Below are 17480 nucleotides of genomic sequence, written 5' to 3'. Positions count from 1 at the left end.
TCCCTTCGTCAAGGTGAGACGGATCACAGCCGGTGGCGTTCAACCACGCTTGTTTGGAGATGCTTCAAACCCACGCGTATGTCGCGCGCCGGCAGACAAACACCCATGCGAGGGCGCAAAATGGCCGGCTTTCCGCCGCCCCGTTCCAGGACATCCATGGCCACCGCCGATTTGCGCAAGGGTTATCTACTGGGTCTGACGACCTTCTCCATCTGGGGCCTGTTCCCGCTCTATTTCAAATCCATCGAGCAATACGCCGCGCTGGAGATCGTCACCCAGCGGGCGATATGGTCAGCCCTGTTCGGCACCCTGGTGCTGATGCTCTGGCGTCACCCCGGCTGGTGGCAGGAGTTGCTGGCCCATCCGCGGCGGATCGGCGTGCTGATGATTTCCAGCGTGCTGATCGCCAGCAACTGGTTGATCTACGTGTGGGCGGTGAACCACGACCATATGCTCGAAGCGAGCCTGGGCTACTACATCAATCCGCTGGTCAACGTGCTGCTGGGGCTGATCGTGCTGCGCGAGCGCCTGCGCCCTCTGCAATGGCTAGCCGTCGCTATGGCAGCCATCGGCGTTTCCCTGCAGCTGATCACGCTCGGCGAATTTCCATGGGTTTCCATCGTGCTGGCCTTGAGCTTCGGCAGCTACGGCCTGCTGCGCAAACAGGCACCTGTCGCCGCGCTACCAGGCCTGGTGGTGGAGACCTGGCTACTGCTGCCGATCGCGCTGGGCTGGCTGTTTTTCTTCGGCACCGACCCGAGCACCGAATGGTCGTTCTGGACCGAGCCGCAGGCACTCTGGCTGGTGGCCGCCGGGCCGGTGACGCTGTTGCCGTTGCTGTGTTTCAACGCCGCGGCGCGCCACCTGCCTTATTCGACCCTGGGGTTCCTGCAATACATCACGCCAACCCTGCTGCTTATCCTGGCGGTGTGGGTATTCAACGAGCCCTTCCCCGCTGACCGTCAGGTCGCGTTCATCTGCATCTGGGCCGGCCTGGCGGTGTACAGCTACGACGCGTGGCGACTGATGCGCAGGGGCGTCGTTCGCTGAGACTCGGTCAGTCGGTCGGTTGCAGCTTGAGCTCCACCATCAGATCGTCGGCAAGCGTCTCGAGGTGCCTCTGCAGATCATCGAGGGGCAGCTCGGCAGGCACCGCCAGTCGCGCGACAGCGTGAAACAGCAGCTCGTTGGTCATTGGCGCCGGCATCACATCGGTGTCCAGGCTTTCCAGGTTGACACCATGACGCGCCAGCAACTGGGTGATGTCGCGAACGATGCCTGCCCGGTCATTGCCTACCAGCTCCAGCTGGATCATGCGCCAGCTGCGCTGCGGCTCGACACCGCTGTGAGCGAACAGCACGCGAATGCCCTCACGCTCCAGTTGCTGCAGCGCCTCGATGAGTCCGGGATGGGCCTGCGCCGGCACGGCGACACGAAGAATCCCGGCGAACTGCCCGGCCATGCGCGACATGCGGCTCTCCAGCCAGTTACCGCCATGCTCGGCGATGCACTTGGCGACACGCTCGACGAGCCCGGGCTGGTCTTCGGCGATGACGGTTAGGACGAGATGATCCATCAGTAGCTCCTTCATTGGGTTACGGCGACCGACGCCGAGGGTGCGGATGGTGAACGCCAGGGATCGCGCCGCCTGCGTCCGGCTCCATAGGTATAGAACAGACCGCTCAAACTACTACGTCCGACGCCCAGTGGCAGCACCAAGTCGGCCCTCGCCGCGCTTCTGCGGGCCCAAACGTGACGGACTGATTTTCCAAACAGCTTCATGTAGTATCCGGCGACCCGGACTACAAGAAGAAGCTGTCCGACGGATTTGAAGAAAAACCAAGTGAGGCGAGAGATGACTGAGCGCGTTCAAGTCGGTGGCCTGCAGGTCGCCAAAGTCCTGTACGACTTCGTGAACAACGAAGCGATTCCTGGTACCGGCGTCGATGCCGACGCCTTCTGGGCCGGCGCTTCGGGCGTCATTCATGACCTGGCGCCAAAGAACCGCGCGCTGCTGGCCAAGCGTGACGAGCTGCAGGCGCAGATCGATGCCTGGCATCAGGCCCGCGCCGGTCAGGCCCACGACGCAGCGGCGTACAAGAGCTTCCTGCAGGAGATCGGTTACCTGCTGCCGGAAGCCGAAGATTTCCAGGCCACTACCCAGAACGTCGACGAAGAAATCGCCAGCATGGCCGGCCCGCAGCTGGTGGTGCCAATCATGAACGCGCGCTTCGCGCTGAACGCCGCCAACGCGCGCTGGGGCTCGCTGTATGACGCGCTCTACGGCACCGACGCCATTTCCGAAGAAGGTGGCGCCAGCAAAGGCCCGGGCTACAACGAGATCCGCGGCAACAAGGTCATTGCCTATGCCCGCGCCTTCCTCGACGAAGCCGCTCCATTGGAAACCGGCTCGCATGCCGACGCCACCGGCTACCGCATCGAAGATGGCAAGCTCACCGTCGCGCTGAAGGACGGCAGCACCACCGGCCTGCAGAACCCCGCGCAGCTGCGCGGCTTCCAGGGCGACGCCAATGCGCCGATCGCCGTGCTGCTCAAGCACAACGGCATCCACTTTGAGATCCAGATCGACCCGTCCAGCCCGATCGGCCAGACCGATGCGGCCGGCGTGAAAGACATCCTGATGGAATCGGCGCTGACCACGATCATGGACTGCGAAGACTCCATCGCCGCCGTCGACGCCGACGACAAGACCATCGTCTACCGCAACTGGCTCGGCCTGATGAAGGGCGACCTGGTCGAGGAACTGGACAAGGGCGGCAAGCGCATCACCCGCGCCATGAACCCGGACCGCGTTTACACCCAGGCCGACGGCAACGGTGAACTGACCCTGCATGGCCGCTCCCTGCTGTTCATCCGCAACGTCGGGCACCTGATGACCAACGACGCCATTCTCGACAAGGACGGCAACGAAGTACCGGAAGGCATCATGGACGGCCTGTTCACCAGCCTCGCCGCGATGCACAACCTCAAGGGCAACTCCACCCGCGCCAACAGCCGCACCGGCTCGATGTACATCGTCAAGCCGAAGATGCACGGCCCGGAAGAAGTCGCCTTCGCCACCGAGCTGTTCGGCCGCGTCGAGGACGTCCTCGGCCTGCCGCGCAACACGCTCAAGGTCGGCATCATGGACGAGGAGCGCCGTACCACGGTCAACCTCAAGGCCTGCATCAAGGAAGCGCGTGAGCGCGTGGTGTTCATCAACACTGGCTTCCTCGACCGCACTGGCGACGAAATCCACACCTCTATGGAAGCCGGCCCGATGGTGCGCAAGGCCGCCATGAAGGCCGAGAAGTGGATCAGCGCCTATGAGAACAACAACGTTGACGTCGGCCTGGCCTGCGGCCTGCAGGGCAAGGCGCAGATCGGCAAGGGCATGTGGGCCATGCCTGACCTGATGGCCGCGATGCTCGAACAGAAGATCGGTCATCCCATGGCCGGTGCCAACACCGCCTGGGTGCCGTCACCGACCGCTGCCACCCTTCACGCCATGCACTACCACAAGGTAGACGTGCAGGCGCGCCAGGCCGAGCTTGCCAAGCGCGAGAAGGCGTCCATCGACGACATCCTCACCATCCCGCTGGCGCAAGACACCAACTGGAGCGAGGAAGAGAAGCGCAACGAGCTGGACAACAACTCGCAGGGCATCCTCGGCTACATGGTCCGCTGGGTCGAGCAAGGCGTCGGCTGCTCCAAGGTGCCGGACATCAACGACATCGCACTGATGGAAGACCGTGCGACGCTGCGTATCTCCAGCCAGCACGTGGCCAACTGGATGCGCCACGGCGTGGTAACGGAGGATCAGGTGATCGAGAGCCTCAAGCGCATGGCCCCGGTGGTCGACCGTCAGAATGAGGGTGACCCGCTGTACCGTCCGATGGCGCCTGACTTCGATAACAGCGTGGCCTTCCAGGCAGCCCTGGAACTGGTGCTCGAAGGCACCAAGCAGCCGAACGGCTACACCGAGCCGGTCCTGCACCGCCGCCGCCGCGAGTTCAAGGCCAAGAACGGGCTATAACCCGCAACCTCCCGCCACATGAACCGCCCCTCGGGGCGGTTTTTTTTTGGGCCGGCCGTGCTCAAGTTCGAACCATTTCATCCGATAGCGTAACGCTATGCCATTCATAAAATTAATAACCGATGTATGGCATTTCGCTATCACGCGTCATCCCGTAGTATCCGCCGCCCGCCGTGGAGTCGATGCATGTTCAAGAATTTCTCACTGACCGCCAAGTTGTCGCTGGTGCCCGCTGTCGCCCTGCTCGGTCTGATTCTCTATGTCGGCTATACCTCGCTGCAGCTGTCTGCGACGGATTCGCGCCTGGTCAGCATCGAGACACAAAGCTATCCGACATTGGAAAAAACCGACGCGGTGATCTTCCAGTTTTCCCGCATACCGGGCCTGCTTAACAACGCGGTGGCAGCCGGTGAGCCAGGCATGCTCGACGAGGCGCGTGGAGTGCTAGGCGAAATAGATGCGCAGCAGGCGTCGCTCGCGTCGCTTCTGAACGCTCAACCGCAACGGCTACAGTCGCTCGACAATTGGCGCAATGCGGTCAAGGCCTATGCCGACAATGCCCTCCAGGCTTCAGCGAAGCTGATCGATGGCAGCGCCTCGTTCGATGACTTGCGCCCGAACCTGGATCGTATGGCCAGTGATCTTGCCCAGGCACAGACTCTGGCAACTGACTTCCGCGCGGGCGCCTACCAGCAGTTCCAGGAGACCCTCGCCGAGACCCGCGTGGCCAACGGACACACCACGCGGCTGGGCATCATTCTTTCCCTTGTGCTCATCCTGGTGGTCGGCCTCGGCGCCTGGCTGGTCATTCGAAGCGTCATGGCCAACGTGCGCGGCGTGATCGCCTCGCTGCAATCCATTGCACGCGGCGATGGCGATCTCACGCAGCGAGTGAACGTCAAATCGAATGACGAAATTGGCGCCATGATCGAGCTGTTCAACGGCTTTCTCGACAAGTTGCAGCAGACCATCCGTCAGATCATCGAGGCCGCCAGCCCACTCGGCCAGGTATCCAAGGAGCTATATACCCTGACCCAGGGCTCGGAAGAAAACGCCAAGTCGCAGCAACATCACACTGAGTCCATTTCTCGCGACATCCTCACCATGACCGGCAGCATTCAGGAAGTGGCGCAGCGCTCGCAGCAGGCCTCCAACGAGGCCAACTCGGCTGCTCGCCAGGCCGCCACTGCTCGCGAATATATCGGCAGCCTGTCCAGCGGCATCAGCGACTTGGGCGACAGCGTGATGAGCGCCGTGCAGGCAATGGAACAGCTGGAAGAGGAAACCCAGGAGGTCGGCTCGGTACTGACGGTTATTCGCAGCATTGCCGAACAGACCAATCTGCTCGCGCTGAACGCAGCCATCGAAGCCGCACGCGCTGGCGAACAGGGCCGTGGCTTTGCCGTGGTGGCTGACGAAGTGCGCAACCTGGCGCAGAAGACCGCCGCCTCCACCGCGGAGATCCAGCAGATCATCCAGCGCCTGCAAAGCAGCGCCAATACCGTGCTCAACGTGATGAACAGCAATGGCGAAAAGTCCAGGGCCAGCATCGATCGTTCAGTCGAGGCAACCCAGCTGCTCGAGACCATCGCCCAGACCGTCAACCAGATCGACGAACTCAACGCCGGCATCGCCCAGTTCACCCAGGAGCAGATCGGCCTGTCGAGTTCCATCAGACAAGAAACCCAAGTGTTGCAGCAGGACGCACAAGCAACCGCAAACGGCGCCGAAGCCACTGCCCGTCTGGGTGAGCAATTGGTCAGCACGGGCGATCACCTGCGTGCGGCCACGGCCCAATTCCGCGTTTAAATGCTTTAGGAGCACACCTGATGACCGCAGTACGTGTTATCAGCCTGGCAGCCGTCTGCCTGGCAACCACCCCAGCCTTTGCCCTGGATCAGGGCGAGCATCGCTTCAATGGCTTCGGCACCGTCGGATTCACCCACCTGGGTGGCGAAGATGACGGTCGCAGCTATGGTGTTCAAGGCCAGACCAACGATTCCTGGCGCGGCGACCAGCTGTCCAAATTCGGCGCTCAGTTGAGCTATGGCATCACCGACACCGTAGGCGTCACCGTTCAGGCTACCGCCAAGGCGCAGCAGGATGAGTGGAAAGCCAATCTGGAGTGGGCCTACCTGTCCTGGCAGACCAATGACCAGCTGATGCTCCGCGCCGGCCGCCTGCGTAGCCCGGTCTACATGTATTCCGAGAGTCTTGACGTCGGCTACAGCTACCCCTGGCTGCGCCTGCCCGATGAGGTCTACAGCCAGGTTCAGGTGACCAACTACGAAGGCGTCGACGCCGTCTACACCTTGCCGCTTTCCTACGGATCGGTGACCGTTCAGGTTGCGGGTGGTCAGGCGAAGAACCGTGACTACTATGCCTACGACGAGCAGTTCGATATCGACTACGGCAACCTGTTCGGTGCCAGCATAAGCCTGGCTACCAATGATTTCGGCACGCTGCGCATCGGTTATGTCGAGGCGGATATCAAGACGGACATCCGCGGTACCGTTACTGTCGCGCCTGGCATCACGGCACCTCTGAGCCTGCTGACTCTTGACAAGGAAAAAGGCAAGTTCACCTCCATCGGCTACCAGTACGACAACGGCACCTGGGTCAGTAGCAACGAGTGGACCTCGCGCATGATCGAGAACGACGGCATGGAGTCGATCGATTCCTTCTACCTGATGGGTGGCCGTCGCTTTGGCGATTTCCTGCCGCATGTAACCTATGCGCAGCTCGACGACAACGGCGGGCGCCAGAATTCGTGGACGCTGGGCCTGAACTATCAGGCCGCTCCGACCGTTGTGGTCAAGGGTGAATACAAGCGCGTCGATACGTCCAACGGCTTTGATGGCGTGTTTACCCGCAACGCTCAGGAAGTCTATGAAAACGCTGTGTACGAGCGCTTCGGTGGCGCACGTGGCGGCGTTCCAGCCCGCAACTACGACGGTGACATCGTTTCCGTCGGCGTCGATTTCGTATTCTGAGGAGCGACAAGATGAAAACATCCCTTCGCATTCTCACCGGCGCAGCCTCGCTCAGCATGGTTGTCATGGCTCAGGCCGAAGTCGCTGTGATCGTCAATGCTGCCGCGGCCAAGGCGCCCTCGCAGTCCGACGTGGCCAACATCTTTCTGGGCAAGGACAAATCCCTGAAAGGGGTCGACCAAGCCGGCTGGACGCCTGCCAAAGAGGCCTTCTATGCAGGTGTCGCCAGCAAGAACGAGTCGCAACTCAAGTCGTACTGGTCAGGCCTGATCTTCACAGGCAAGGGCCAACCCCTGCCCAGCGTCGCTGATGACGCAGCTGTAGTCGCCAAGGTTGCTGCCGAAGCCGATGCCATCGGTTACGTCGACAGCGCCGCGGTCAACGATTCGGTCAAGGTGTTGTTCACGCTTCCGTAGTTGTTGCACCTGAACAGAAACCGCCCCTCGGGGCGGTTTTTTTATGGGCGTGAACATCCCCGAATGGCCCGCAGGGGCAATGACCCGTGTCAGCCCGATAAGGCGCGCTGGCGACTAGACTTACGTCCAATGTGCCCCTCCGGACCCACAGCCCACCATTGGGCTTAAAAAATGGACACGAACCATGAGCAAAGCCGATGCTTTCGCCGAGGCAGGCAAAACTGCCGTGCTGCAGAACGTTCACGGAACCATGGAGTTTCTGCGCAAGTATCCTCCTTTCAACCAGATGGAGCCGGGTCATCTCGCCTATCTGGTGGAAAACTGCCAGCTGCGCTTCTACAGCGAAGGGGATTGCATCATTTCGCCTGATGACGGCGTCGTCGAGCATTTCTATATCGTCAAACAGGGCCGGGTTCACGGCCAGCGACCACACACCAGCAAGCGCGGCACCGATACCACTTTCGAGGTGATCGTCGGCGAATGCTTTCCAATGGCCGCGCTGATGGGCGAGCGCGCCACTCGCACCGGGCACTTCGCCGCCGAGGACACCTTTTGCTTCCTGCTGAACAAGCCCGCCTTTATCAAGCTGGTATCGAAATCCGCTTCGTTCCGTGACTTCGCCATGCGCGGGGTCAGCAGCCTGCTGGACCTGGTCAACCAACAGGCGCAGATGCGTGCAGTGGAAAGCCTGGGCGAACAGTACTCGCTGGAAACGCGCATCGGTGAGCTGGCGCTGCACCATCCCGTCTCCTGCCTGCCCTCAATGCCGTTGGCCGAGGCGGTAGGATTGATGCACGAAAATAACGTCGGGAGCGTCGTGATCACTGACCTCGAGCTGCACCCGCGAGGCATTTTCACGTTGCGCGACCTGCGTCGCGTGATCGGGAGCGGCACGACCGACCTAGCCGCGCCGATTGCCAATTTCATGACCCAGGACCCGTTCTATCTGCCGCCGGACGCCACGGCCTTCGATGCGGCAATCGCCATGACCGAGCGACACATAGCGCATGTCTGTGTGGTAGAGAAGGGCCTGCTGCGGGGCGTCATCTCCGAGCGAGACCTGTTTTCCCTCCAACGGGTGGATCTGGTCCACCTCGCGCAGGCGATTTCCCACGCCGACAGCGTCGAGACACTGGTCATCATCCGCAGCCGCATTCAGCAGCTGGTAGACAACATGCTGGCGCACGGCGCTTCGTCCACTCAGATCACCCATATCATCACGCTGCTCAACGACCACACGGTATGCCGGGTCATCGAGCTGGCTATCGAAGCGCTGGGCGACCCAGGCATCCCCTTCACCTGGCTGTGTTTCGGCAGCGAGGGACGCCGCGAGCAGACGCTGTATACCGATCAGGACAACGGCATCCTGTTCGAAGCCGCCGATGCTGCAGACGCTGCGCACCGCCGTGGTCGCTTGCTGCCACTGGCCGAACGCATCAACCGGGATCTCGACACCTGCGGGTTCACCCTGTGTAAGGGCAACATCATGGCCAGCAACCCGGAGCTGTGCCTGTCGCGTCAGGAATGGAACCGGCGCTTTTGCTCGTTCATTCGCGAGGCGACGCCTGAAAACCTGCTGAGCAGCACCATCTTCTTCGATCTGCGGGCGGTCTGGGGACCATCCGAGGGCTACGAGCAGCTGCGCAGCAATCTACTCCATGAGATCGGTGACAACCGTCTCTTTCAGCGCATGCTGGCCGAAAATGCGTTGCGCCACCGCCCTCCGGTAGGTCGCTTCCGCGATTTTGTCGTTGCTCGCCAGAGTGAGGGCAAGGCGACGCTCGATCTGAAGGTGCAGGGCCTGACGCCTTTCGTCGACGGGGCGCGGCTGCTCGCGCTGAGCCATGGTATCTCTACCTGCAATACGCTGGACCGGCTGCGGCAGCTGGTTGAAAAGAATGTCATCGACGAAAAGGACGGCGCCGCGTACGAAGAGGCCTATCATTTCATCCAGCAGACACGCATGCAGCAACATCAGCAGCAGGCCCGCGACGGCCGGCCCTACTCGAACCGACTCGACCCTGACAGCCTCAATCATCTTGACCGCCGGATCCTGCGCGAGTCCTTTCGCCAGGCCCAGCGTTTACAAAGCAGCCTGACGGTTCGCTATCAGCTATGAATATGCCATGGTTCAACCTACGCGGTCCGACGCTGGATTTCGATCAGCTGCAGCGCCGCGATCAGCTAACCCCGCCCGCCGCAGTTGATGCCACGCCGCTCTGCGAACAGCGCCTGGTGGTGCTGGATCTTGAAACAAGCGGACTGGACATGCGCCGCGATATCGTTCTTTCCATCGGAGCAGTAGTCATCGAGAACGGCGGCATCGACCTAGGCGATCAGTTCGAATCTACGCTGCTGCGTCCGGCTCAGAAAGTGAGCGAAAGCGTGCTTATCCACGGTATCGCGCCAAGCGAGCTGGAGGCCGGGGATGACCCCGCCGAAGCGCTACTGGATTTCATGGCGTTTGTCGGCAGCAGCCCGATCCTGGCGTTTCATGCTCCTTTTGACCGACGCATGCTGACCCGCGCATTGAAGGCGACACTGGGATACAAGCTGCGACACCCATTCTTTGATGTCGCCGAGCTTGCACCCATGCTTTGCCCGGACAACCGACCCCGGCAGAACGGGCTGGACGAATGGTGCAGGCACTTTGGCCTGCAGGTGCTGCAGCGTCACCACGCCAGCGCCGACGCCTTGGCAACCGCCGAACTGGCCCTGATCCTCTTCAGTAAAGCGCGCCGCCAGGGCCTGGACAGCCTGGTCGCCCTGAACCAGCGCCTGGCCAACTGGCGCCAGCGGCAACAGGCCAGCTTGATGTAACGCGTCCTCTCGCAGAGCTGAAACAGCCAATGACTGGCCGACACACAATCTCGCCGCATCAATAGTGGCGAGCTACGGCCATCCCGAGACATCACGCTACCTGCATTGAGGCCTTGTCAGGCTCTGGCCCAGCGGCCTGGCCTCCCCGGCCAGGCGCCGTCTCAAACGCAACGCTGCGCCCCATCAGCGGTGGCAGCGAAGGAAAGACAGATCGATCTCGCCCAGGCTTAGCGCGAATCAGCACCGCAGATGCGCTGGAACAGCGGCGAATCGGCATCCAGCTCGGTCAGGGTTTCAACTTTGGCCTGACCCGCATCGTTCAATCTGAACATGGCCTTCTCCGCGCAGATCAGTTGATAAGACTGGCTGGTCACGGTGGACATCAGATGCTGTTTATCGAAGCGATACAGGACAAAGCGGGCGATGCGGCCCCGATCGGTGTCCTGGACCTGCGCGTTTGCCTGATCGAGGACCGTATAGCTCAAGGGCATCGGGTACATCATGGTCCAAGGGCGCCACAACATTTCCCCATCTTCACTCGAAACGACCACGGTCCCTTCCGGTAGGCGCGCCTGCTTGGCTTCAAACCAGGTGTATTCGTAATGGATGGTGTAACTCAGCATTCCCAGCCCAGCGAATACAGGAATGATCCATTTCGGCACTCGCTTACGCGTCAGTGAGCGCAGCAACAGTCCGATGCCGGCTCCCGCCACACCAGCGACGATTGCCGCAATTAGATGCCAGAACATAAACAACTCCCCTAAAAAAATCGGGCTTCCATATGGAAGCCCGACTCTACCTCGGCGTCAGACCTGGTCTGACAGTTGGCGCATTATCAGTTAGTGATCAAGCGCAACGCCAGCACCTTTCGGGGTACGAACGCTCTCGACCAGATCCTGAATCTCCTGCGGCGGAGCCTCGGTAGCCATCGACACGACGTAGGCAACAGCGAAGTTCAGAATCGCACCTACAGCACCGAAGGCCTGCGGGGAGATGCCCATCCACCACTGATCAGGCGTGTTGGGGATGCTTGCAGTGCCTGGGATGAAGAACCAGCCCAGGTAGAGGAAGATGTACACGGCGGTGGAAATCACACCAACCAACATCCCTGCTACCGCACCCTTGCTGTTCACACGCTTGGAGAAGATGCCCATCATAAGCGCCGGGAACAGGCTCGCTGCTGCCAGACCGAACGCCAGGGCCACCACCTGAGCCGCGAAGCCCGGAGGATTCAGGCCCAGCCATGTGGCCAGCAGAATCGCTGCCGTCATGGACAGACGGGCGGCCAGCATCTCGTTCTTCTCACTGATCTTAGGATTGATCAGCGTCTTGATGAGGTCATGACTGATGGCAGAGGAGATCGCCAGCAGCAGACCTGCAGCAGTCGAGAGCGCAGCGGCGATAGCACCCGCGGCGATCAGACCGATGACCCAGCTCGGAAGATTGGCGATTTCAGGGTTGGCCAGAACGATGATGTCATTGTTCACGGTCAACTCGTTGCCGTTCCAGCCACGCTCAGTAGCGGTCGGAGTGAAGGCGGCGTTGGCGTCGTTATACATCTGCACACGACCGTCGCTGTTCTTGTCTTCCCACTTGATCAGACCGGTCTGCTCCCAGGTCTGCACCCACTCCGGACGATCTTCGTAGCGAATCGCTTCGGCCTGCGGGCCTTCCGGATAGATGGTCTGAACCAGGTTCAGGCGTGCCATGGAGGCAACAGCCGGCGCGGTGAGGTACAGCAGCGCGATGAAGATCAGCGTCCAGCCAGCGGACCAACGGGCATCAGCTACCTTCGGTACGGTGAAGAAGCGGATGATGACGTGCGGCAGACCAGCGGTACCAATCATCAGCGACAGGGTGAACAGGAACATGTTCAGCTTGTTGTCGACGTCAGCGGTATACGCGGTGAAACCGAGGTCAGTAACCACCTGGTTCAGTTTTTCGAGCAGCGGCAGCCCGGATTCGGTATGGGTGCTGAACATACCGAACATCGGGATCGGATTGCCCGTCAACTGCATGGCAATGAACACGGCCGGAATGGTGTAGGCGATGATCAGAACCACATACTGTGCCACCTGGGTATAGGTGATGCCCTTCATGCCGCCGAATACCGCGTAGGCAAACACGATGGCAGCAGCGATCCAGATACCGGCGGAGTTGCTCACTTCCAGGAAGCGGGAGAACGCCACGCCAGCACCGGCCATCTGGCCGATTACATAGGTAACGGAGATGAGGATGAGGCAGACCACAGCTACCAGGCGAGCGCCACGGCTGTAGAAACGGTCACCGATGAAGTCCGGTACGGTGAACTTGCCGAACTTGCGCAGGTAAGGCGCCAGCAGCATTGCCAGCAGCACGTAGCCACCAGTCCAACCCATCAGGTAGACGGAAGTAGCATAACCGCCGGAGGCGATCAGACCTGCCATGGAGATGAAGGAAGCTGCAGACATCCAGTCTGCCGCCGTGGCCATACCGTTGGTTACAGGGTGAACACCACCACCAGCGACATAGAATTCTTTAGTCGAACCGGCGCGGGCCCAGATCGCGATCCCGATATAAAGCAGGAACGACGCGCCCACGAACAACATGTTGATCCAATATTGGCTCATTGTGGTTACTCCTCAACCCCGAATTCCTTGTCCAGTTTGTTCAGCCGCCACGCGTAGTGGAAGATGATCAAAATGAACGTGATGATGGAACCCTGTTGAGCGAACCAGAACCCCAGGTCAGTCCCCCCGACCGGAATACCGGCGAGTAAAGGGCGCAGCAGGATGGCGAAACCATATGAGACAAGAGCCCAGACCACCAGGCTCCAAGTTATCAGGCGAACATTCGCCTTCCAGTACGCAGCAGCATTTGTTTTATCGGCGTCGGCCATGACGTTCTCCGTCTTATTTTTATTACGGGTAAAGGGAACTACATCGTGAATCTAGCAAGGATGTGTCGTGGAAAGATAGCCCCGACTTTAGTCTGACAGGCTCTAAATCGCCTGCTGAATGCGATCCCGCCGCCCCTGGAGCGGAACCGTCATGCGCTTGCGAAGGCGGGAGTCTGGGTTATCGAGCAGGCGCGCCACGAATAGGCCTCAATCCAACCAGGACCGGGGCCTTGGCCGCTCCCGCCTCAAGGAGCAGGCAATCTCCCCGAAGGTCTCCCAGGCAGAAGTAGCTCCGGACGGCTTGACCGACCGGTCACGAAACAAGCGAACCTCATCAGGAGCGGACTACGAACTTGTTAAAGTTTAACGGGCGGAACTTATAGTTACTTAAAGATGCGCCTGCATAGTTGTTGCACTGCAGTAATTAGTATTGCCCAGCATCGGCCTGATTAAATAAAGAACACTTCCTTATTCTCAACACGAATAATTAAAAGTTGATTACATGGCTAACTATTTGCTGCGCTTAGCAACAGTAAATACTTCAAGGGACACGGCAACGCCTGATCGATCGCATGGCATGTTCTCTTGCCCTGCCGACTAGATGGCGACTAGCGGTAGCCCTGACATTGCAAGCGCCGGACGGTTGTCCAACGCGAGACGAATCCACCGCCAGCCCAATGCCGCCTTAGCAGGCCGGACGTCCCGCCGTGTATTTCTGCGCCGGATCGATGGCCGCTTCCAGGTCGCGGATCGCCGTGGCACCGATCAGCAGGGGATAGCGGAAATGACTACGGTCGGTCAGGTTCACTTCGGTTTCGCGTAGTTGATCGCCGATGCACAGTTGCATCTCGACCACCGGGCGTTCGGCCACGTCCGGGCCACGCTCGACATCCGTATCATCGTCCGGGTCGACCGCTTCTTCTTTTCGGGTCTTGATTTCCGCGATGCGCGCCAGGCGATGCTCATAGACCGTGTCGTCAGCACCCTCCACAGCCAGGCGGAATCTCACCCAGTCCTCGCCGTCACGCTCAAAGAGATCGATGTCTCGCGCCGACAGCGAGGCGGTCATCGCGCCAGTATCCATCTTTGCTTTCAGCGTTTTGCCGAGGTCTTCGATCTTGATCTGCTCGTAGCGTCCGAACAGGGTGGGCTCGGCAGCGACGGCGGGAAGGGTTAGCGCACTCAACAGCAACAACAAACGGGACAAAACGGCCTCCGGGATCAGCACTGACCCCTCTGGGACCAGACCCATTGAGCATCCGTTCCGCCTCCGTGCTGCCGCATGACCTGCTGCACGCGAGGAATGCGGCCGCCTGTTAGACTGCACCTCACCTTTTCCTGCAGATCACTACCGTGCCCAGTTCAGCCTTCGCCACCCTGTCCCTCAGCCCTGCAACGCTGGCCAACCTCGACGCCCTCGGCTACACCGAGATGACGCCGATCCAGGCGCAAAGCCTGCCAGTCATGCTCAAGGGCATGGACCTCATCGCGCAGGCCAAGACCGGCAGCGGCAAGACCGCCGCCTTCGGTATTGCACTGCTGGAGCCGATCAACCCCCGCTATTTCGGCTGCCAGGCACTGGTTCTCTGCCCGACGCGCGAGCTGGCCGATCAGGTGGCCAAGGAGTTACGCCGCCTGGCGCGCTCGGCCGACAACATCAAGATCCTGACGCTCTGTGGCGGTGTGTCCATTGGCCCGCAGATCGGCTCCCTGGAGCATGGCGCACACGTGATCGTCGGCACGCCCGGGCGAGTTCAGGAGCATCTGAAGAAAGGCACGCTGAAGCTTGACGGTCTCAACAAACTCATCCTGGATGAAGCCGACCGCATGCTCGACATGGGCTTCTACGACGCGATAGCGGAAATCATCGGGCAGACCCCAGGCAAGCGCCAGACGCTGTTGTTCTCGGCGACCTACCCGGCCGGCATCAAGCAGCTCGCCTCGACCTTTATGCGCGACCCGCAACAGGTGAAGGTCGAGGCGCTGCATGACGATTCGCAGATAGAACAGCGCTTCTACGAGATCGATCCCGAAGAGCGCATGCAGGCGGTAATCCAGGTGCTGGCCAGCTTCCGACCGGAGACCTGCGTGGCCTTCTGCTTTACCAAACAGCAGTGTCAGGACCTGGTCGATGCCCTTAGCGCGAAAGGCATCTCTGCCATGGCGCTGAACGGCGATCTGGAGCAGCGTGACCGCGACCAGGTGCTGGCCATGTTCGCCAATCGCAGCCTTTCGGTGCTGGTAGCCACGGACGTCGCGGCCCGTGGGCTGGATATCGACGCGCTGGATATGGTGATCAATGTCGAGCTGGCTCGTGATTCGGAGATTCACGTTCACCGTGTCGGTCGGACCGGGCGTGCCGGCAAGAAAGGAATTGCGGTCAGCCTGGTTGCCCCCGCTGAAGCCCACCGTGCCCGAGCCATTGAGGAGCGGCAGAAGGCACCCCTGAACTGGCAGCCGTTAAGCGACTTGAAAGCCCAACCGGGTGGTCCATTGCAACCTCCAATGGTGACCCTGTGCATCGCTGCCGGGCGCAAGGACAAGCTGCGCCCCGGCGACATTCTTGGTGCGATGACCGGTGATGCCGGAATCCCCGGTACCCAGGTAGGCAAGATCGCGATCTTCGACTTCCAGGCGTTCGTCGCCGTCGAACGCGACATCGCCAGGCAGGCGCTGAATCGCCTCAACTCCGGCAAGATCAAAGGCCGGTCGTTGAAGGTAAGGCAGCTATAAGCGGGGAGCTGGAAGCTTGAAGCCAGAAGCCAGAAGCCAGAAGCCAGAAGCCAGAAGCCAGAGCTTTTACTTCAGGCTTCCAGCTTCAAGCTTCCAGCTGCTTCTTCTACAACGAACCGCGAGCCCAGGGGCCCCAGATGGCAAAGGTAATGCCCGGGGTCTGGATATTGACGAAGAGGAAATGCCCGCTCGGATCGAAGCAGGCGCCGCAGAATTCCCGGCTGCGGTAATCACCGCCTGAAACGCTCTTGCCAGCCGCCGCGGCCTGGACGTCATCGAAGACCACGTTGTTCTTGGCGAAGATATAAGCCTCCCCCGCGGCAGTCAGGCCCAACAGGCGTTCACCAAACCCGTAGGCGTCCTGCACGCCACCCCCGTCTTCGCAGAGCAGCACGCCGCCCCGTGGGCTGACAGTGATGTTGTCAGGATTGTTGGCGATTTCAGCATCAGTCGAGGCGAAGATACAGGTCAGGCGGTCATTGGCCAGGTCATGCATCCACACTGCACCATTGCCATAACCGGCACGCCCCTGGCTGTCGGCACCAGCGCTGGTGTCGACGATATAGAGCTTGCCTTCGCTGTACCAGATGCCTTCGCCGCGGCTCATGCTCAGCCCCCCGGCGCGACGTGCCTGGGCGAACGGACCACTGCCTTCGGGCTGCGGATCCATGTCGGGGTTCGGCACTTCGACCCATTCCAGCTGATAGCTGTCGCCCTGCTTCGGCGCATGCAGATCGACCAGTGCCCGGTCACGTACACGCGCCGCCTGCAGGATGCCGCCGACGGCGAGCGAGCCGGGCTGCTGGCTGGAGTCGGTGGGAATGTAGCGGTAGTAACCGGCGCGGTTGCGCGCGTCTTCGGTCAGGTAGACGTAACTGTTGCGCGGGTTCACGGCCACGGCTTCGTGGGCGAAGCGGCCCATCTGCACGATCGGCTGGCCGCTGGTCAATGCCGGGTCGGCGGCCACCTCGAACACATAGCCATGGGCACGACCGCCGACGCTGCGATAGTCCGCCGTTGTCTCCTCACACGACAGCCAGGTGCCCCAGGGCGTCACCCCGCCGGCGCAGTTGGTACGGGTGCCTCCGAGGCTCGGGACGGTGCGTACAGGCCTGGAGATATCCCGCGATACGTACAGGTTGGTGGTGCCGCCAGCGGGGCGCTGGCCATTGGACAGGGTGACGTCATCGTAGATGCCGGGGGCATCGATCAACGGACCGGTGCTGGCCTCATGGTTGCGCACCAGCACGATTTCCTGGCCATGCTGGCCACGACGCACATCGATGACACCCATGCCGTCATGGGATGTGGGGACTGGCTGACCGTTCTCCATCAGGTCACCCGTCCAGGAGAAGCTTTTGTACTGGAAACCGTCGGGAAGCTGCAGCAGCTCCAGGCCAGTGCTCAGATCCTTTACCGGACGCACCGGACCATAGCTGCTACGGATCAGACCAGCGCCACGACCCTGGGCGTTACGCGCGGCAAAGGCCTCAAGCGTGCCCAGAAAGGGCGTGCTGGCGACGACGGCGGCGGTGATGGCGCCACCCTTGAGCAAGCTGCGGCGACTGGCATCATGTTCACGGTTCATGCGGTGTCCTCGTTAT

14 protein-coding genes are annotated in these 17480 nt (G+C 60.9%); 8 read left to right on the top strand and 6 right to left on the bottom strand.

Annotated features, from left to right (window positions below):
- Window positions 1-156: 156 nt before the first annotated feature.
- On the top strand, window positions 157-1050 hold the full coding sequence (gene rarD, locus AC4LFW_RS20870) for an EamA family transporter RarD (RefSeq protein WP_491821737.1): 894 nt from the start codon (window positions 157-159) through the stop codon (window positions 1048-1050).
- 7 nt (window positions 1051-1057) lie between these two features.
- Here the strand turns inward: rarD and AC4LFW_RS20865 are convergent, their stop codons facing one another.
- On the bottom strand, window positions 1058-1576 hold the full coding sequence (locus AC4LFW_RS20865; protein ID WP_491821735.1) for a glycine cleavage system transcriptional repressor: 519 nt from the start codon (window positions 1574-1576) through the stop codon (window positions 1058-1060).
- A 279-nt stretch (window positions 1577-1855) separates the two neighbouring features.
- On the opposite strand from AC4LFW_RS20865, the gene AC4LFW_RS20860 reads away from it, so the two are divergent.
- The 6 genes from AC4LFW_RS20860 (at window position 1856) to AC4LFW_RS20835 (ending at window position 10265) form a co-directional block, all read left to right on the top strand.
- A complete protein-coding gene (locus AC4LFW_RS20860; RefSeq protein WP_491821733.1) occupies window positions 1856-4036 on the top strand; it encodes a malate synthase G in 2181 nt (726 codons plus the stop codon).
- A 186-nt stretch (window positions 4037-4222) separates the two neighbouring features.
- The gene (locus AC4LFW_RS20855; protein ID WP_491821731.1) at window positions 4223-5845 is read left to right on the top strand and encodes a methyl-accepting chemotaxis protein; all 1623 of its coding nucleotides are present in this window, start codon (window positions 4223-4225) and stop codon (window positions 5843-5845) included.
- A 20-nt stretch (window positions 5846-5865) separates the two neighbouring features.
- The gene (locus AC4LFW_RS20850; RefSeq protein WP_491821729.1) at window positions 5866-7029 is read left to right on the top strand and encodes a hypothetical protein; all 1164 of its coding nucleotides are present in this window, start codon (window positions 5866-5868) and stop codon (window positions 7027-7029) included.
- An 11-nt stretch (window positions 7030-7040) separates the two neighbouring features.
- Entirely contained in the window at window positions 7041-7445 is a 405-nt protein-coding gene (locus AC4LFW_RS20845; protein ID WP_491821727.1) for a phosphate ABC transporter substrate-binding protein, read from the top strand.
- Between the two features lie 184 nt (window positions 7446-7629).
- Complete coding sequence (locus AC4LFW_RS20840; protein WP_491821725.1) at window positions 7630-9564, top strand: putative nucleotidyltransferase substrate binding domain-containing protein; 1935 nt, start codon at window positions 7630-7632, stop codon at window positions 9562-9564.
- Window positions 9561-10265 carry a 3'-5' exonuclease gene (locus tag AC4LFW_RS20835; protein WP_491821723.1) on the top strand — a complete coding sequence of 235 codons (705 nt, stop codon included), beginning with the start codon at window positions 9561-9563 and terminating at the stop codon, window positions 10263-10265. Before AC4LFW_RS20840 ends, AC4LFW_RS20835 begins: the two co-directional genes overlap by 4 nt.
- 227 nt (window positions 10266-10492) lie before the next feature.
- Here the strand turns inward: AC4LFW_RS20835 and AC4LFW_RS20830 are convergent, their stop codons facing one another.
- The 4 genes from AC4LFW_RS20830 to rloA2 all read right to left on the bottom strand — a co-directional run bounded on the left by AC4LFW_RS20830 (window position 10493) and on the right by rloA2 (window position 14350).
- On the bottom strand, window positions 10493-11014 hold the full coding sequence (locus AC4LFW_RS20830) for a hypothetical protein (RefSeq protein WP_491821721.1): 522 nt from the start codon (window positions 11012-11014) through the stop codon (window positions 10493-10495).
- Window positions 11015-11104: 90 nt separating this feature from the next.
- On the bottom strand, window positions 11105-12874 hold the full coding sequence (locus AC4LFW_RS20825) for a sodium:solute symporter family protein (protein ID WP_491821719.1): 1770 nt from the start codon (window positions 12872-12874) through the stop codon (window positions 11105-11107).
- A gap of 5 nt (window positions 12875-12879) precedes the next feature.
- Window positions 12880-13143: a DUF4212 domain-containing protein gene (locus AC4LFW_RS20820; RefSeq protein WP_491821717.1), complete on the bottom strand. Its 264-nt coding sequence runs from the start codon at window positions 13141-13143 to the stop codon at window positions 12880-12882.
- A gap of 685 nt (window positions 13144-13828) precedes the next feature.
- Complete coding sequence (gene rloA2, locus AC4LFW_RS20815) at window positions 13829-14350, bottom strand: retropepsin-like aspartic peptidase RloA2 (RefSeq protein ID WP_491822221.1); 522 nt, start codon at window positions 14348-14350, stop codon at window positions 13829-13831.
- A 146-nt stretch (window positions 14351-14496) separates the two neighbouring features.
- Here rloA2 and dbpA point away from each other — a divergent pair, with 146 nt between their 5' ends.
- Window positions 14497-15876: an ATP-dependent RNA helicase DbpA gene (dbpA, locus tag AC4LFW_RS20810; RefSeq protein ID WP_491821715.1), complete on the top strand. Its 1380-nt coding sequence runs from the start codon at window positions 14497-14499 to the stop codon at window positions 15874-15876.
- A 106-nt stretch (window positions 15877-15982) separates the two neighbouring features.
- Here the strand turns inward: dbpA and AC4LFW_RS20805 are convergent, their stop codons facing one another.
- Window positions 15983-17464, bottom strand: coding sequence for a PhoX family protein (locus AC4LFW_RS20805; RefSeq protein WP_491821713.1), 1482 nt, complete (start codon window positions 17462-17464; stop codon window positions 15983-15985).
- Window positions 17465-17480 lie beyond the last annotated feature (16 nt).

It is taken from the genome of Stutzerimonas sp. C6.4V, assembly GCF_058536345.1.
Note: the sequence above shows the minus strand (reverse complement) of the source record. Positions and strands in the feature narration are given on the sequence as shown.

What these genes read in the sequence shown, in the direction of transcription:
- AC4LFW_RS20845 (WP_491821727.1), top strand. Translation starts at nt 7,041, where the DNA reads ATGAAAACATCCCTTCGCATTCTCACCGGCGCAGCCTCGCTCAGCATG.
- AC4LFW_RS20835 (WP_491821723.1), top strand. Translation starts at nt 9,561, where the DNA reads ATGAATATGCCATGGTTCAACCTACGCGGTCCGACGCTGGATTTCGAT.
- AC4LFW_RS20865 (WP_491821735.1), bottom strand. Translation starts at nt 1,576, where the DNA reads ATGGATCATCTCGTCCTAACCGTCATCGCCGAAGACCAGCCCGGGCTC.
- AC4LFW_RS20830 (WP_491821721.1), bottom strand. Translation starts at nt 11,014, where the DNA reads ATGTTCTGGCATCTAATTGCGGCAATCGTCGCTGGTGTGGCGGGAGCC.
- AC4LFW_RS20855 (WP_491821731.1), top strand. Translation starts at nt 4,223, where the DNA reads ATGTTCAAGAATTTCTCACTGACCGCCAAGTTGTCGCTGGTGCCCGCT.
- AC4LFW_RS20840 (WP_491821725.1), top strand. Translation starts at nt 7,630, where the DNA reads ATGAGCAAAGCCGATGCTTTCGCCGAGGCAGGCAAAACTGCCGTGCTG.
- AC4LFW_RS20850 (WP_491821729.1), top strand. Translation starts at nt 5,866, where the DNA reads ATGACCGCAGTACGTGTTATCAGCCTGGCAGCCGTCTGCCTGGCAACC.
- AC4LFW_RS20825 (WP_491821719.1), bottom strand. Translation starts at nt 12,874, where the DNA reads ATGAGCCAATATTGGATCAACATGTTGTTCGTGGGCGCGTCGTTCCTG.
- AC4LFW_RS20805 (WP_491821713.1), bottom strand. Translation starts at nt 17,464, where the DNA reads ATGAACCGTGAACATGATGCCAGTCGCCGCAGCTTGCTCAAGGGTGGC.
- AC4LFW_RS20860 (WP_491821733.1), top strand. Translation starts at nt 1,856, where the DNA reads ATGACTGAGCGCGTTCAAGTCGGTGGCCTGCAGGTCGCCAAAGTCCTG.
- rarD (WP_491821737.1), top strand. Translation starts at nt 157, where the DNA reads ATGGCCACCGCCGATTTGCGCAAGGGTTATCTACTGGGTCTGACGACC.
- AC4LFW_RS20820 (WP_491821717.1), bottom strand. Translation starts at nt 13,143, where the DNA reads ATGGCCGACGCCGATAAAACAAATGCTGCTGCGTACTGGAAGGCGAAT.